Origin of the sequence: Desertibacillus haloalkaliphilus (assembly GCF_019039105.1) — a bacterium.
Classification (GTDB): Bacteria; Bacillota; Bacilli; order Bacillales; family KJ1-10-99; genus Desertibacillus; species Desertibacillus haloalkaliphilus.
The window spans coordinates 307,192-322,665 of record NZ_JAHPIV010000003.1; the positions used below are offsets into that span (position 1 = coordinate 307,192).

15 protein-coding genes are annotated in these 15,474 nt (G+C 41.6%); 13 read left to right on the top strand and 2 right to left on the bottom strand.

The features are described from left to right. Nucleotides 1–148 precede the first annotated feature (148 nt). From KH400_RS05245 to KH400_RS05280, 8 genes are all read left to right on the top strand, one after another. On the top strand, nt 149–1,258 hold the full coding sequence (locus tag KH400_RS05245; protein ID WP_217222606.1) for a Bug family tripartite tricarboxylate transporter substrate binding protein: 1,110 nt from the start codon (nt 149–151) through the stop codon (nt 1,256–1,258). Between the two features lie 67 nt (nt 1,259–1,325). Then, complete coding sequence (locus KH400_RS05250) at nt 1,326–2,825, top strand: tripartite tricarboxylate transporter permease (protein ID WP_217222608.1); 1,500 nt, start codon at nt 1,326–1,328, stop codon at nt 2,823–2,825. After that, nucleotides 2,822–3,262 (top strand): tripartite tricarboxylate transporter TctB family protein, encoded by a 441-nt coding sequence (locus tag KH400_RS05255; protein ID WP_217222610.1) that lies wholly within the window; start codon nt 2,822–2,824, stop codon nt 3,260–3,262. Before KH400_RS05250 ends, KH400_RS05255 begins: the two co-directional genes overlap by 4 nt. Before the next feature lie 62 nt (nt 3,263–3,324). Then, on the top strand, nt 3,325–4,194 hold the full coding sequence (locus KH400_RS05260) for an isocitrate lyase/PEP mutase family protein (protein ID WP_217222612.1): 870 nt from the start codon (nt 3,325–3,327) through the stop codon (nt 4,192–4,194). Between the two features lie 3 nt (nt 4,195–4,197). Beyond that, on the top strand, nt 4,198–4,722 hold the full coding sequence (locus KH400_RS05265; protein ID WP_217222614.1) for an AbrB family transcriptional regulator: 525 nt from the start codon (nt 4,198–4,200) through the stop codon (nt 4,720–4,722). Further along, the gene (locus KH400_RS05270; protein WP_217222616.1) at nt 4,719–5,204 is read left to right on the top strand and encodes an AbrB family transcriptional regulator; all 486 of its coding nucleotides are present in this window, start codon (nt 4,719–4,721) and stop codon (nt 5,202–5,204) included. The genes KH400_RS05265 and KH400_RS05270 overlap by 4 nt, the downstream gene beginning before the upstream one ends. Nucleotides 5,205–5,217: 13 nt before the next feature. Next, a complete protein-coding gene (locus KH400_RS05275; protein WP_217222618.1) occupies nt 5,218–5,991 on the top strand; it encodes a class I SAM-dependent methyltransferase in 774 nt (257 codons plus the stop codon). Nucleotides 5,992–6,229: 238 nt separating this feature from the next. Continuing rightward, the gene (locus tag KH400_RS05280; protein ID WP_217222621.1) at nt 6,230–9,649 is read left to right on the top strand and encodes an S-layer homology domain-containing protein; all 3,420 of its coding nucleotides are present in this window, start codon (nt 6,230–6,232) and stop codon (nt 9,647–9,649) included. Nucleotides 9,650–9,730: 81 nt separating this feature from the next. Here the strand turns inward: KH400_RS05280 and KH400_RS05285 are convergent, their stop codons facing one another. Together KH400_RS05285 and KH400_RS05290 are read right to left on the bottom strand one after the other, a co-directional pair. Next, nucleotides 9,731–10,417 (bottom strand): stalk domain-containing protein, encoded by a 687-nt coding sequence (locus KH400_RS05285; RefSeq protein WP_217222623.1) that lies wholly within the window; start codon nt 10,415–10,417, stop codon nt 9,731–9,733. 153 nt (nt 10,418–10,570) lie between these two features. After that, entirely contained in the window at nt 10,571–11,026 is a 456-nt protein-coding gene (locus tag KH400_RS05290) for a hypothetical protein (RefSeq protein ID WP_217222625.1), read from the bottom strand. Nucleotides 11,027–11,600: 574 nt separating this feature from the next. Here KH400_RS05290 and KH400_RS05295 point away from each other — a divergent pair. The 5 genes from KH400_RS05295 (at nt 11,601) to KH400_RS05315 (ending at nt 15,265) form a co-directional block, all read left to right on the top strand. After that, nucleotides 11,601–12,248 (top strand): Uma2 family endonuclease, encoded by a 648-nt coding sequence (locus tag KH400_RS05295; protein WP_246589373.1) that lies wholly within the window; start codon nt 11,601–11,603, stop codon nt 12,246–12,248. Nucleotides 12,249–12,340: 92 nt separating this feature from the next. Next, complete coding sequence (locus KH400_RS05300; RefSeq protein WP_217222627.1) at nt 12,341–12,571, top strand: hypothetical protein; 231 nt, start codon at nt 12,341–12,343, stop codon at nt 12,569–12,571. Nucleotides 12,572–12,606: 35 nt separating this feature from the next. Further along, nucleotides 12,607–12,804 (top strand): YjfB family protein, encoded by a 198-nt coding sequence (locus tag KH400_RS05305; RefSeq protein ID WP_217222629.1) that lies wholly within the window; start codon nt 12,607–12,609, stop codon nt 12,802–12,804. A 124-nt stretch (nt 12,805–12,928) separates the two neighbouring features. Further along, nucleotides 12,929–13,303: a flagellar protein FlaG gene (locus KH400_RS05310; RefSeq protein ID WP_312889042.1), complete on the top strand. Its 375-nt coding sequence runs from the start codon at nt 12,929–12,931 to the stop codon at nt 13,301–13,303. A gap of 144 nt (nt 13,304–13,447) precedes the next feature. Beyond that, nucleotides 13,448–15,265: a flagellar hook-associated protein 2 gene (locus tag KH400_RS05315; protein WP_217222633.1), complete on the top strand. Its 1,818-nt coding sequence runs from the start codon at nt 13,448–13,450 to the stop codon at nt 15,263–15,265. Nucleotides 15,266–15,474 lie beyond the last annotated feature (209 nt).

Here is a 15,474-nt window from a genome sequence, read left to right on the forward strand (position 1 = left end):
AAAATATTAAAACACTACCCTATTTATATTACACTCTAACTACACCAAATGAACACGCTTACAAGTTGGAAAATTTTAAATCTGCTGTTTGTTTGGCATCTTCGTACTAATTCTATTATAAACAAAACTAGTTATAGGGGGATACTACATGTTGAAAAAAAGTTATTTATTTATCGTTGTTTTACTTCTATCGGTCGTAGCGATGGTCGCATGTTCATCAAATGAAGATGCGTCAAGCGAGAATGGATCGTCAGATGAGGTGTTTTATGATGGCAAAACGCTAGAAATTCTCGTTCCAACAAGTCCAGGTGGGGGCTCCGACATTATGGCTCGCTTTATGACACCATACTTACATGAACATATTGAAGGAAACCCAACGGTGCAGGCAGTGAATGTACCTGGGGGTGGAACGATTACTGGTTCAAATGAGTTTGCATTGATGAGAGAAGCAAATGGTGAAAATGCGATCTGGGCAAGTATTTCAACAACAACGGCTTACCTATTAAATAACCCGGCCATTCAATTTGATTATGCGGATTGGACACCAGTTGTCGGCTATCCAGATGGTGGCGTTGTCTATATCTCACCAGATACAGGTGTTACTGGTGTTAGTGATCTTTTAGAAGCAGACGAACAACTCGTTTATGGTGGGACAAGTGCTACAGGGCTACCATTGACAACGATTTTATCGTTTGAAGTGTTAGGACTTGATGTTGATGCTATCTTCGGTTATGAGAGTAGCGGACCTGCTCGAATTGCTTTTGAGCAAGGAGAAACAAACATTGATTTCCAAACAACATCTTCATACTTTTCAAGCGTGCTTCCACTAGTTGAGGAAGGAAAAGCAATTCCACTGTATGCGATGGGACAGATCAATGCTGATGGAGAGCTTGTTAGGGATCCACACTACCCTGAACTTCCAACGGTGAAAGAAGTCTATGAGGAGCTTCATGGTGAAGAGCCATCTGGTGAAGAGTGGGATGCGTTTAAAGCATTTGTAGGTGCTCTTTATACAGTCCAAAAAATCCTATGGGTACATGATGAAGTTCCTGAAGAATCACTTGAAGCTCTAATCAATGGAGCAGAAAATATGGTTGCAGATGAGGAGTTTATAACAGAAGGTGCTGATGTATTTGGTTATGATCCATTTGTTGGGGAAGAGCTGCAAACATTAATTAAGCAGTTACATGATCTACCAGATGGTGTACAAGATTGGGTAATTGACTATTTAGAAACAGAACATGACGTTCAATTATAAAAGGAACTTGACTTGGAAGCCTGCGTACTAGCGGCTTCCAAGCGCTTTATAAGGAAGGGGTGAGAGTATGATAGAGACACTATTGCAAACGTTAACGATCGTTTTTGATCCATCAAGATTAGTGTTTATGTTTTTAGGCATCATGTTAGGTTTAACCATCGGCTTACTTCCAGGACTAAGTGGAACGGTTGGTATGTCAATCCTTCTTCCTTTCGTTTATGGTATGGACCCGTTCACGGGTATGGCATTATTAATTGGTATGGTAGCCGTCGTCCACACAGGTGATACGTTTCCGTCAGTCTTATTAGGGATTCCAGGATCATCTGGTTCACAAGCAACAATCATGGACGGATTTCCACTTGCGCAAAAAGGGCAGGCATCAAGAGCTCTCGGAGCAGCGTTCTTCTGTTCGATGATTGGTGGGGTGATTGGCGGGATTGTCTTATTTCTTGTCGTTCCATTTGTACGTCCACTCGTCCTTGCCTTTGGATCACCGGAGCTATTTATGCTCGCTTTGCTAGGGTTAAGTATGGTTGGTATTTTGTCTGGAAAAAGACCGATTATCGGTGTCGTTGCTGGTTTATTTGGAATGTTGCTTGGGACGATTGGAAGTGCACCAGCAGTTCCCGACTATCGCTATACATTTGACTGGCTATACCTTTATAACGGGTTACCGCTGCCACTGGTCGCACTTGGCTTGTTTGCCTTCCCTGTCTTGATTGACTTGCTTGTATCAAACCAAAGCATTTCAAAAGGGGCAAAGTTATCTGGTAGCTGGTTTAATGGGGTAAAAGATTCACTTAATAACAAATGGCTGATGTTTCGCAGCTCTGCATTAGGTTCTGCCGCTGGGTTTGTTCCTGGACTAGGTGGGAGTGTTGTTGACTGGTTAAGTTACGGTTTGGCCAAGCAAACGAGTAAAAAGAATGATGAGTTTGGTAAGGGAGATATTCGCGGTGTCATCGCTCCTGAGAGTGCCAACAACGCCAAAGAGGGTGGCGCGTTAATTCCAACGTTGATGTTTGGGATTCCTGGAAGCGGTACGACTGCGATTTTATTAGGTGGTTTATTGTTAATGGGGGTTGAGGCCGGTCCACAGCTAGTCACAACAGAGCTATCATTAACAATGTCAATTATTTGGACGCTCATTATTGCCAATGTCTTTGGTGCAATCGCTTGCTTATTATTGATTAAACCAATTGCCAAATTTAGTACGATTCACCCTACGAAACTCGTTCCATTTCTTGCGATCTTATTGATTTTAGGTGCTTATCAGACAAGTCAGCACTGGGGCGATCTCCTTGCGTTTGTTGTCCTCGGTATGGTTGGTTGGGTGATGAAGCAGCTAGATTGGCCGCGTGCACCGGTATTGATCGGGTTCGTGCTTGCTTTATCAGCTGAACGATATCTCTGGATCTCATTCTCTCGTTTTGGGACGGAATGGTTAACTAGACCAGGTGTCATGATTATCGGAGTATTAATTGTTGTCATTTTAGTCAGTGGTTTGTTAATGAATCGTAAAAAACGCAGCAACGAGACTTTTGAAGATAAAGGGGTGAGGTCATGAAGAAGAAACATGCTTCATTACTCTTTTTGGGATTGCTCTTTCTACTGTTTGTATGGATGGCTGTTCAAGCAACAAGCTTTCAAACGCAAGCTAGCTACTTTCCATTGTATATTGCACTGCTGGCAAGTGTACTCACGATTGTTGCTACGATAAGGCAGATCGTTCAGATGCGTAAGGAAGATAATCAAGAACCTTTCCATGAAAATATGAGCAATGTCATTAAGTATACAGCTTGGTTGATTGGCTACCTCATTTTGATTTATCTAGTTGGTCTTGTTCTTGCATCGATTGTCTACTTATTTACGTTTTTACTTTATGAAGCGAGACTCACGATCGTAAAGAGTATCTTATCGACTGGGGTGGCTACGGTCGTGGTCATATTGATTAGTCGATTTATGGAATTGGAATGGCCTTCAAGCCTCTTTGCGATCTTTTAAAGGACAGGCTTAGGGGTGTCGGAAGAGAGGCATAATTTTTTCAAAAGATAGGTGAGTAATCTATGAATCGAAATCAAGTTTTTCATCAGTTGCTTCACAGTGGTGATGACATCCTTGTCGCACCAGGTGCTGCAAATGCCATTACGGCACGTTTAATTGAGGAGGCTGGCTTTCCTGTTACGTATATTACGGGAGCGGGTTTGTCGAATTCAATGTTAGGTCTAGCTGATGTTGGATTGCTTTCATTTAAAGAAGTATTAGATCAAGTGAAGTATATTTGCGATGCTATCGAGATCCCCGTGATTGCCGACGGTGATACTGGTTTTGGAAATGCTGTCAATACAATTCGAACGGTCAAGGAGTTTGAAAAGGCGGGGGTTTCTGCCATTCAACTAGAGGATCAATTCACCCCAAAAAAGTGTGGGCACTTTGAAGGCAAACAAATCGTTCCAGTCAGCGAGATGGTAAATAAAATAAAAGCGGCTGTTGATGCAAGGCAAGACCAACATTTCAAAATCATCGCGAGAACAGATGCAAGGGCGATTGAGGGGTTTGACTCTGCGATTGAGCGGGCTGAGCAGTTTATCGAAGCGGGTGCAGATATTACCTTTGTTGAAGCGCCGCAGTCCGTTGCGGAAATGCAAACGATTCCTGAGCGATTAGGGTCGACTCCCCAAGTCGCTAATATGGTGGAGCATGGAAAAACACCGCTGGTGGTAAATGATGAATTAGAGAAGATGGGATTTAAGCTTGTTCTTTACGCAAACTTTTTGCAAAGACGGGCGATTCGAGCGATGCAGGAAGCTCTTGAAGGGTTGAAGAATGAGAATACAACGTCTGCTTTTATGGACGAGATCATTTCAATGAAAGAACGAAACCGTCTCACCCGATTAGATGAAATTAAGAAGCTTGAAGAACAATTTATGAAGTGACACATGCTTAATTTCCTACTATTTCTAGGGGTTGCAGCTATCGGAGGTTTTGTTGGATTAAAGCTTAGGCTACCGGTGGGTGCGATGCTTGGTGCTATGATGGCTGTTGCGCTCTCGCAATCATTTGGGATTTTAGAGTTTGAGAGTGGGGGAGGCTTGTTATTTGGTCTTCAAATTGCTTTAGGTGCGATGCTTGGTGTAACGTTTATCAATTTTAAAAAAGAGTATGTCAAACAGCTGTCGTTCACCATAGTGGTACTCACGCTTGGACTTGTGTTAATGGTGGTCATCATCGTCTCGGTGTTGATGATTGTCACTGATTTAAGTTTACCGATTACGATCTTATCATCATCACCTGGAGCAATCTATGAGATGGCCATGCTTGCAAAGTTAGTAGAAGAAGATGCCCCAGCTGTTGTGTTTTTGCATTTGGCAAGGGTTGTGATTATCATGTCACTATTTCCGTTTGTGTTGAAATATTTTCTGAAGTTGTTAACGAGTAGAGAAAAGGATGAAAAATGCTCATGATACGATGGATACAGTTACTAATGCTAGCGTGTATAGGCGGTTTGCTAGGGCATTGGGCAGGCATTCCTGTAGGTGCGTTGTTAGGGGCACTTCTATTTGTAGCGGTTTATCAAGTGATGACACACAAATTGCCGGTCATTCCTGCGAATGCAAAACGAGCCATCCAAATGTTATTAGGAGCAAACATTGGTCTTGCCTTTTCAAGCGAGACGGTAGCGGTTATGAAAAGCATCTGGCTTCCAGCACTACTGATTCCATTGCTTCAACTGTCAATCGGGGTCATCATAGGGCTGATTTTAATTAGGTTTTTAAAAATCGACATTGCGACCGCATTTTGTTGCTCAGTTCCAGCTGGGATGAGTGAAATTGCTTTTTTAGCTGAGACGTACAAAGCGTCATTACCATTAGTTGTAACTGTGCATATTTGTCGGGTTTTCTTTCTAGTATTTACAATACCGTTTATCATTTATTTAATTTTATAAGGGGCGAGGAAAAATGAATACTGAAAACAAATCGAATGTACAATCGCAATTTGGAAAAAGTGCAGAGAGTTATGTGACGAGTAAATGGCATGCAAAAGGTGCAGACTTAGCAAAGCTTGTTGATATTGCGGAGCTTGATGGAAGTGAACGTGTGTTAGATATCGCTACTGGTGGAGGGCACGTTGCCAATGCATTGGCACCATCGGTTAAGCAGGTGACTGCGTATGATTTAACAACGGAGATTTTGGCTGCGGCGAAGTCATTCATTGAATCAAATGGATTTCAAAATGTTGAGTTTGTGCAAGGGGATGCGGAACAAATGCCTTTTGCTGATGAAGCATTTGATGTAGTTACGTGTCGGATTGCTGCCCACCATTTCCCTAACCCAGAGTCTTTTGTACAAGAGAGTTTCCGCTCCTTAAAACAAGGCGGTCAATTTTTACTGATTGATAATGTTTCTCCGGAACGAGAGGATTTCGATCACTTCTATAATAAAGTCGAAAAAGATAGAGACTATAGCCATCACCGTGCTTGGAAAAAGTCCGAGTGGTTAAAGATGTTGGAGGAAGCTGGTTTTGAAATTGAAGAAACGCACCGATTTACGAAAACGTTTGTCTTTGAAGACTGGTGCAATCGTATGAATGTTTCAGAAGAAGAGAAAAACAACCTTTCTGCGTATATGATCGCCGCATCCGAAGAACATCACGGCAAGTTCCGGATTAAGGTAGAGAACGGTAAGGTATATTCATTTATGGGAGAATCGATACTAATCAAAGCTGTGAAGTAGTTGCATAGCGGTGCCAGGCACTAAGGGTGCCTGGCACCGCTATTTGGCACCGCTATTTATTTTATTTAAATAGGCAGACCTTGCATGCAATGGAAGCGAAAAGCACATGAACTCCCCCTTGTTAGTTGTTAAACTTAAAAGATGGTCTCAATTTGGAATGGATAGTCTACAGAAGACCTTTATTTTAAGTTATCTTATAGTATTTATTATTTCGTTTTGAAATAGTAAGGGGGAACCTATGAAAATAGATTCAATCAATAAGTCGAAAACAATGATTTTTGCACTTATCTTTTTAATGATATTCAATGGATTTTTTAGCGCTTTTCCAGCTTTAGCGGAAAGTGACAGTCAACCGCCTGTCATTCACTCCGTTGAAGTTACACCACAAGAAGCGGGAGTCGGTGATAAAGTAAATGTTCGGGCAGAAATCACGGATGATAAATCAGGCGTGAAAAGTTCAGTGCTCAGATTTTATACGCCATCCAAAAACCGTTTTGAACGTGTTGGGTTAGAATACAATGAAAAAACCGAGTTATGGGAAGGCGAGTACGAGGTCAAAGAAACAGACGAAGCAGGTCGCTGGACGCTCTGGTTTATCGACGCCTATGATCATGCAGGAAATTCGCACAGCTATAATCCGATAGATTTTGAGAATGCATCTGAAATAGGCTTTGATGTGGTCAATCCAAATGGGGATAGTACACCACCTGTTATAAGTAGTGTCAAAGTAATGCCTCAAGAAGTAGAAGTCGGTGACAGAGTAAAGGTTGAGGCAGAAGTCACGGATGATAAATCAGGCGTGAAAAGTTCAACACTGAGATTTTACACGCCGTCAGAAAACCGATTTGAACGTGTTCCGCTAGAGTACAATCAGGAGAGCGGGTTATGGGAAGGTGAGTATGAGGTCAAGGAAATGGACGAAGAAGGCCGCTGGACGCTCTGGTTTATCGATGCCTACGATTATGCAGGAAATTCGCATAGCTATGATGCGGTAGATTTTGATAATGCTACTGAAATAGGCTTTGATGTAATTAATCCGGATGAAGATCGTGAAGCGCCGGTGATAAGCCGTGTAGAAGTAACACCGCAAGAGGTGGAAGTTGGCGGTAAAGTGATTGTACAAGCTGAAATTACCGATGATAAATCAGGTGTGAAAAGTTCAACACTGAGATTTTATACGCCATCACAAAATCGTTTTGAACGCGTTGGATTAAAGTACAATGAAGAAACAGAATTGTGGGAAGGCGAATATGAGGTCAAGGAAACAGATGAAGCAGGGCGTTGGGCGCTTTGGTTTATCGATGCCTACGATTATGCAGGTAATTCACAAAGCTATAATCCGATCGATTTTGAAAATGCATTTGACATAGGCTTTGATGTAAAAGCTCATTCACCTGATGAGGGTGTTGACACTCCAGAAGCGATTGAACCATTGCCACACCATTACACGACAAACAACGAGACATGGAGTTATAAAAGTATAGATGGCGACTTGTTTATTGGACCTGAGTCTGTCTTAACGATTAATGGTAACGTGACAATTAACGGTGATGTCTATGTACTTGGTGCGATCCGAAATTATGGAGACCTAACGATTACAGGTACACTGCATGCTAGGTCTATGAATTGGGGTGGGAGTTCTACGCTTTATCATGGGACGGTGCTCATGCAGGGAGGATCTAACCAAATTAGTTCGATGCACGTTTCAAACCAAATGTATGAGGTGCCTGTTGAGTTATATAATGACGACTTTGTTGTGAGCGATGGGCAGATCGAGCTTGTTGGTGCAACTGTACCTGTGATTGATTTATATATTGATGCTAAAAAGGTTGATGTAAAGCATGATGGTACATTTTCAATCGAACTGGAAGATGTGACTGCTAACGAGATCACGTACACAATGGTTGATGTGTTTGGGAATGAGCGTGCACAAGCAATTAAGGTCGTATATGAAGGAGTACCTGTCTGGGAAGAAGATGAGACGCTTTTAATTGAAGCAATAGAAGAGACAAGTATCTCATTATCATGGGGTGCCGCAGTTGAAGAGGACGGTATCGCCTACTACCACTTGTATCAAGATGGAGAGGCGGTCGCCCAAGTCGATGGGACAGAGACGAGTTACGTATTTACTGACCTCAATTCATCGACTGAATATGAGTTTATGGTAGAGGCAGAAGGTGTATCTGGCAAACGATCTGAGCCGTTGGAGATAATGGTTAAAACGGAAAAGTCAGCTGAAGAAATTGCAGAAGAGACGGTTGATGAGGCGTTTTCTGTCATCGATTCTCTACCAAGTAAAGGTGAATTAGTTTTAGCGGACAGAGCCGATGTCGAAACAGCAAGAGGGTTGGTAGAGGAAGCGATTCAACTAGGTGCTAGTGAAGACGATATTAAGAATCTATCGAAGTTGGTTGAATTAGAGGAAGAGGTTGAGGAACTAGAGACTCAGGCAGAAGCAAGGGAAAAGGCTCTTCTTGCAGCGGAGACAGCGATTGAAGCGTTGCCGGATGAAGCAGAGCTTACAATCGAGGATCAGCCAGCTGTTGAAGAGGCAAGAGAGTTAGTCGAACAAGCTACTGATTTAGGCGCAAGTGAAATGGATATTGAAAAATTACCGAAACTAGTGGCTTTAGAAGAAAAAATCAGAGAGTTGGAACGCGAGGCAAAGGCAATAGCTGCGCTTCAAGAAGTGGAGACAGCGATCGAAGCGTTGCCGAGTGTGGACGAACTGACACTTGATGATAAGCCAGCGGTTGAACAAGTTCGTGAAAAAGTAAGGGAAGTAGATGAGCTAGGTATAAGCGAACTAGATGTTGATAACCTTACTAAATTGGTTGATCTAGAAGACAGGATAACAGAGTTAAAATTCCAGTTAGAGGCTAGAGAAGTGGCTGAAGGTGCAATCGATCGCTTACCGTCCGTCGATTCTTTGACAGAAATAAATGAACCAAATGTAAGGACTGCGAGAGATTTAGTAGATGAGGCTGTCGAATTAGGAGTTGTTGAATCTGAGATTACGAATCTCGATAAACTGATTGCGTTGGAAAAGAAACTCTCACAGTTAAAGCAGGAAAAGCGTATATCGTTAGCTGATCTGAAGGATCTACCAGACAAAAATGATGTCCAGTTAACGGATGTGCCTACGCATTGGGCGAGGGATGATATTAATACACTAACGAAAAAGGAGATCATTTTAGGTTACCCAGATTCTTCTTTCGGTCCCGATCGAAATATTAGCCGTGCGGAAGTCATGGTTATTGTTTCAAGAATTGTAACCCCATTTGCTGATGGGGAGCAGTTAGAATGGACCTTTGAGGATTCGGCACCTGAATGGGCGAGAGATGCGATCCTTGGTGGCGTTTCTCTTGGGTTGATTCAAGGTTATCCTTCGAATGAGTTTGGTGCAGGTGATCAAATTACTCGAGCAGAGTTAGTGATGATTTTAAATCGTGTCGTAGAGCTCGTCGATGAAAATGATCAAAAGAATATAGAGTCTACAGTTGAATTTAACGATGAAATCCCTGAGTGGGCGCAAGAAGAAATTAAGACGATCACACAACTGGGCATCATCAATGGATATGATGATCAAACATTCAGACCACAAGCTAAGGCAACAAGAGCTGAAGTAGCAGCTGTGATGAACAGACTACTGCAATAATTTAAGAAGAGACTGAGACAAAAGGTTTTACCTTTTGTCTCAGTCTCTTCTTTTCTTTGAGCGGGTGCCTGGCACCCGCTATTAATAAACCTCGCCAGAAATAAACACTTCATCATCTCCACCACCGAGGGTGCCGGTGCCTTCAATTGTTAGTTCATTCACGCCACCAATGTTGAATGTAACCTCTGCGAATGGATCATCTTCGGTCACTTTTACTTCGCGGATGACCGTGTCGCCGTTTTTGAACTTTAATGTTGCTTGGTTATCTGTTAGTAAGTGGATATCAAATGATACTGTTTGGTATGTGTTTCCTGTTTCAAATGCAAATGCTTTTGAAGCAGAATTAAGTTGTGAGAATAAGAGACCATCTGGATAGAGATTACCTTCTCGGTTTACATACTGTGGGTCAATCGTCTTTTCGATAAAATAACGGTCACGAACGAGGGATAAGTCGTTAACAGACGTTCTTTCATTGGTTTCGCCAATGAGTACTGTTCTTGTGTCAGACTTCCAATCTATTGCAACATCAAAGGCATCTCCAACCGCACGTACAGGTAGATATGTATTTCCTTGGTAGACAATGGCTGAGAGGTTTTGTCCATCACGTGATGGTTGCCAAGCTTCGCCATCAATTTGGAAATCAATACGGTGATCTAAGTGAGCGCGGACCGTCTCTAACATAGAGTTTGCCCCAGCTCCTGCGGCAAATCCTCCCACTAACGTTACCGCTAATGCCCCGATACCAAACTTCTTCTTCAAATCTTTCATTGAAAACATCCCCTATTCATTTTGTTATACAGGGGTCTGACCCCTTAAATGGACAAATAATGGTGGATTATCCTTCTGGAGTGAACAAATTGCCGTTAATAGAGGTTAAATATAACATATTGTGTGTAATGTTTAATAGGGGTCTGACCCCTATTAAACATGCCAGTCATACAGTGAGCGCACGGGGGGATCAAGCGGTTCAGCTGTATAACTGTATTCAGGGAGTTCATAGATTTCAAATTCCGCTGTCACGGTCTCGTCGTCCAATGCAACTTCAACAAACCATGGTTGAAACACATTTAGTCCTTTGTCAGAAAAGAGATATTCAATCGCTAGTGTATTGGTTACATACCGCTCATTATTTGTTGCGTTTTCTAGCGGAACCTCATAGATCGCAAGTGGTTCATTTGGTTCAGAAGCTATATACCACTTAAAGCGGATGTTTGTATATGTATGATGCAATAACCGAACAATGACGGTAACGGCGTGGTTTTTTTGTGTGAATCGATTTGTGAGTCCAATTGGTGTGAAGTCAGGGCTGGCCTCTTCACAAATCGTAATCTCTTTAATCTGACTTTTGAGCTTGTCTACTTGCTGACGTTCGCCCATAAGCAGTCCTTTAGTCTCTGTGACTTTGTATATGAAACGATCGTCCCGATTGATTTAGTTCGCCCTGTGGACTGATATGATCTAGAGGGATTTTGAAAGGAATTGGGTTGCCGGTTCATGTCCTCATTACCTTCTGAAACTGTGGCGACGCTTTCGTAACTTTGTATATGAGCTTTAAATGGTGCAATCGCGTTAGCTCGCTCAACTTTTCGATTAGCTCGTTTCCGTGCTCTTTGTTTCATCCATTCATTCGTATACGGGTGTATCGGAACATTCCAATAAGATAACAATCTAAACTCCCCCTATTCCATGAAATGTAAAACTAGTTAAATATAACTATAAAGTGACATAAACAAGCTGTCAACAGTGAAAACTGTCACTTTGGAATTTTCAAACAATAGAGATGTGAGCCCTTGTTTCACCTAGCTTCTTGAAGGTTTCACTGTATTAGTGGGCGTAAAATAGAAGCTGATAGGGATAGGTGAATTTGTCGAATATAGTAAAAATGTCGTAGGTATCTGTTAAATTTTGTCGAATCTTTTTGTTAAAAAACATGTTATTTTGAGTTCGGTGTATGCCCGTTAATAAATGGTATAATAAAGGAAAAGGCGAAGGAGTGATCATGTTGTCTGCGATGAGGCCTGATTTTTCAAAAACGTACTCGTATGCTGATTATTTGCGTTGGAGTGAAGGGGAGAGGGTTGAACTGATTGATGGCTTTCCTTATTTCATGACACCGGCACCGTCAAGGTTGCACCAACAAATTTTATTAGAGCTTGGTACTCAATTTCATACGCAGTTAAAAGGCCACCCATGTGAGGCTTATGTTGCACCATTCGATGTCCGTTTGGCTGAGGATGAGGATGCAAGTGATGATGACGTGTTTACCGTTGTTCAACCTGATATTGTGGTCGTATGTGATCAAAATAAGCTTGATAAACGTGGTTGTAACGGCGTACCTGATCTAGTTATTGAAATCATCTCTCCTTCAACAGCTTCGCATGACTACATTCGCAAAATGGAGCTATACGAAACATTCGGCGTGAAGGAATATTGGATCGTCCAGCCAACAGATCAAGTCGTGATGGTGTTTAAACATAATCAACAATCGTTTGACAAGCCTACGTTTTATGATAAGGAAAGTACAATTGAACCAGGTGTCATTTCAGGAGTAGAGATTCAACTTGCTGATGTATTTATCGACGATTCGAAAATAGATTGAGTTTGTTCGTAAGGTCGTAAGAAAAAAGCAGGATTTTGTCGATTTAACGAGAATGAAATATAACAAATGTTTTATAAAGGGTTGAACAGGGAATGAGCATTGGAAATGATTATGGATTCTGTGCAGCGTGCGGTAATGTAAAGGAAGATCAATCCTCATCGTTATGTAATCAGTGTAGCTTAGCAGAATACGCAACAATTAAAGAGTATATTAGGAAGAATCCTCATGCAAATGCGATGGATATTGCGAATCATACAGGGATATCGATCGATCGGATTGTCAGGCATATTAAAGGTGGCGCTTTTACCTATTCTAAGCGGTAGCTACAGAGGGTTAATAAAAATAAGGAGGTGTTTACATGGATGTTGGGTTAGCGTCAATGGTCTACAACCAAGCGCAAGTGAAGCAGCAAGCGAGTATGTCGGTAATGAAGACAGCGATGGATGGTGCTGAACAAAATGCGGATGCATTGAACAAAATGCTAGAGGGTGCGAACGAATCGCAGAAGCTTGCAACAGATCCACATAGAGGTAGAAACATTGACATGAAAATATAGAGTCTGTTCAAAGTAAGGCCTTTTTTTGAACGCTCTTATAAATTTTTAGAAAACCTTAACAATCCCCTTTTGGATGCCGATATTAATGATAAACAAAAAAGTCGCATTCCGGAGGGGATTTTTTGTGGATGTTAAAAGGTCTTCAGCAGCAGGGGCATATGAGCTTTTAAAACAACCAAGGATCGAACCAACGAGAAAACTAGACCATAGCAATAGCGAAAGGTCAACAACAGAGTCGATCCAAAGACAGTCAGAAAAGGGTAGTGAGAAGGTATCGAGAGCTGATTTAGAAGAACAAATTGAGGGTATGAATCAAATGCTAGATTTAAATTTTACTTCGCTAAAATTTAACGTGCATGAAGATTTGGACCGTCTGTTTGTCCAGGTTGTTAATCGCGACACCGATGAAGTGATTCGTGAGGTGCCGCCTGAACAATTTCTCGACATGGTTGCATCCATGCTTGAGCATGTTGGGCTACTCATTGATGAGCGAATTTAATTGAATTTGAATTATGAAAACAAAAAAGAGCAGAAGAAACATCTTCCGTTCTTTTTTGTTTTTTATTTAAAAGCATGAGATGGATTATCGGACAACCCAGTGAAGTACAAGGTTAGTTGTTACAAAGAATGGGAGAGTGATGAGATGATGAGAATATCAGGATTAGCGACAGGAATGGATACTGAACAAATGGTAGCGGACTTAATGAGGGCTGAGCGACAGCCAGTCAATAAAATGCTACAAGATCGGCAATGGCTTGAGTGGCAACGCGATGATTATCGTGACATGAACCTTAAGTTACAGACGTTTCGATCAAACTTATTCGACGGGGTGATGATGAGATCGAATTTAGACTCGAAATCAGTGACGAGTTCTAATGAAAGCAACGTAACGGCAACGGCAACAGCATCAGCTACGAATAGTACATATGCAATTTCTGATGTCAGTCAACTTGCGTCTGCGGCTTATAATGTTAGTACTGATAGTATTACTGGTGATGACCAAACAAGTATTGACCCAAATGAAAGTATCTGGACACAACAGGACCATTTTAGTGCAACAGCATGGAATACTATTCATGAAGATAATGATGAGGTTACGTTTACAAGTGACTCAGATACTATAAAACTTTCAAATGGTGCGATTGATACGGTGAACAGCATTACCGTTGATGGCACTGAATATACGATTGTTCAAGATCCAGATAACATTGGCAATGAAGAGGTCTACGTGGATGTGACTACTGGTTCGCTTCAATTTAGTGAAGAGTTAGAAGAAGGAACGGTGGTAAATGCCGATTATCATTATGATACTTTCGACTTTGATATAACTACATATACATCTGATGGGAAAGTTGAAGAATCTTTTACCTTTGATGGTTCCGCTACACTTAATGACGTGATTGAAGAAGTAAATGGCTCAGATTTAGGGGTCAATATGATGTATGATTCTTTTACAGACCAAGTTTCAATAACACGAACGGAAACTGGGAACTTCAATACTGCTGAGACAGAAGGCGACTATTTTGGCAGTGAGATTGGCTTTAATGGGAGTTTTCTAACAGAAGATCTTAAGTTGAAAAATGCTTATGAGGATGCTGATGGGGTTATACAGAGGTATGAAGAAGGTGGCGAAAACGCTCAATTTTCAATTAATGGATTAGAAACAGAGCGTCAGTCAAACACGTTTGAGGTTGATGGTGTGACATTTACGTTAAACCAAACATTTAGTGAGTCAACGACTTTAAATGTACAAACAAATACTGATGATGTATTTGATCAAATCATGGAGTTTGTTGATGAATACAATGAGTTGATTGCCGATGTTAATGGAAAAACAACAGAATCTCGTCAGCGGGATTACCCGCCACTAACGGATGAACAAAAAGATGCGATGTCGGAAAAAGAAATTGAACAATGGGAAGAGATGGCTCGTAGCGGAACGTTAAGTAGTGACCGAATTCTTTCTAGTGGCATGAATCAGCTCCGCTTGGATGCCTATTCTCCTGTTGAGAATGAAGATGCTTCGTATCAACTTTTATCAGATATTGGTGTTAATCTTGTCAGTGACTATCAAGCACGCGGGATGTTTGAGGTCGATGAAACTGAATTACGGCAAGCGATTGAAAATGATGCTGAAGGTGTCTACCAATTATTTGCTGCTAATGGTGATTCGTTTGAAGAACAAGGGGTCGCTCGGCGCATGCGTGAGAGTTTAAAAGGAACGATTGACAGTGTCAGTGATCGTGCTGGTGGAACTGATTTTGGGGGAAATCAACATACGATAGGACGAAATATCGATAATATTAATGATCGGATCTCTAATTTTGAACGCCGTTTGCAGCAGACTGAAGAACGTTATTGGAGCCAATTTACAGCAATGGAACGAGCAATTCAACAGGCGAACGCGCAGGCTGACCAAATGTTTGCTATGATGGGTGGCGGTGGCGGAATGCAAATGTAAGCAAGGGCATCAGGACAAAACTAGTTAAACTATTGGCAATGACTTCACTCGCCACATGCCCGTTGTGAGTCTCACACCGAACTTTTAAAAGATGGTGGCGGTTACGCTCATTGCTTAGAGGCTAGGACAAAATGATATGCTCCCTCTAGGGTAGACAGATTAAAAAATAAAAATCTGTTTTACCTTAGGGGGAGTATTTTTGTCCAATA

Bases quoted from the DNA above. Each gene is read 5' to 3' on its own strand.
- KH400_RS05245 (WP_217222606.1), top strand. From the start codon at position 149: ATGTTGAAAAAAAGTTATTTATTTATCGTTGTTTTACTTCTATCGGTC.
- KH400_RS05250 (WP_217222608.1), top strand. From the start codon at position 1,326: ATGATAGAGACACTATTGCAAACGTTAACGATCGTTTTTGATCCATCA.
- KH400_RS05255 (WP_217222610.1), top strand. From the start codon at position 2,822: ATGAAGAAGAAACATGCTTCATTACTCTTTTTGGGATTGCTCTTTCTA.
- KH400_RS05260 (WP_217222612.1), top strand. From the start codon at position 3,325: ATGAATCGAAATCAAGTTTTTCATCAGTTGCTTCACAGTGGTGATGAC.
- KH400_RS05265 (WP_217222614.1), top strand. From the start codon at position 4,198: ATGCTTAATTTCCTACTATTTCTAGGGGTTGCAGCTATCGGAGGTTTT.
- KH400_RS05270 (WP_217222616.1), top strand. From the start codon at position 4,719: ATGATACGATGGATACAGTTACTAATGCTAGCGTGTATAGGCGGTTTG.
- KH400_RS05275 (WP_217222618.1), top strand. From the start codon at position 5,218: ATGAATACTGAAAACAAATCGAATGTACAATCGCAATTTGGAAAAAGT.
- KH400_RS05280 (WP_217222621.1), top strand. From the start codon at position 6,230: ATGAAAATAGATTCAATCAATAAGTCGAAAACAATGATTTTTGCACTT.
- KH400_RS05285 (WP_217222623.1), bottom strand. From the start codon at position 10,417: ATGAAAGATTTGAAGAAGAAGTTTGGTATCGGGGCATTAGCGGTAACG.
- KH400_RS05290 (WP_217222625.1), bottom strand. From the start codon at position 11,026: ATGGGCGAACGTCAGCAAGTAGACAAGCTCAAAAGTCAGATTAAAGAG.
- KH400_RS05295 (WP_246589373.1), top strand. From the start codon at position 11,601: ATGCCCGTTAATAAATGGTATAATAAAGGAAAAGGCGAAGGAGTGATC.
- KH400_RS05300 (WP_217222627.1), top strand. From the start codon at position 12,341: ATGAGCATTGGAAATGATTATGGATTCTGTGCAGCGTGCGGTAATGTA.
- KH400_RS05305 (WP_217222629.1), top strand. From the start codon at position 12,607: ATGGATGTTGGGTTAGCGTCAATGGTCTACAACCAAGCGCAAGTGAAG.
- KH400_RS05315 (WP_217222633.1), top strand. From the start codon at position 13,448: ATGATGAGAATATCAGGATTAGCGACAGGAATGGATACTGAACAAATG.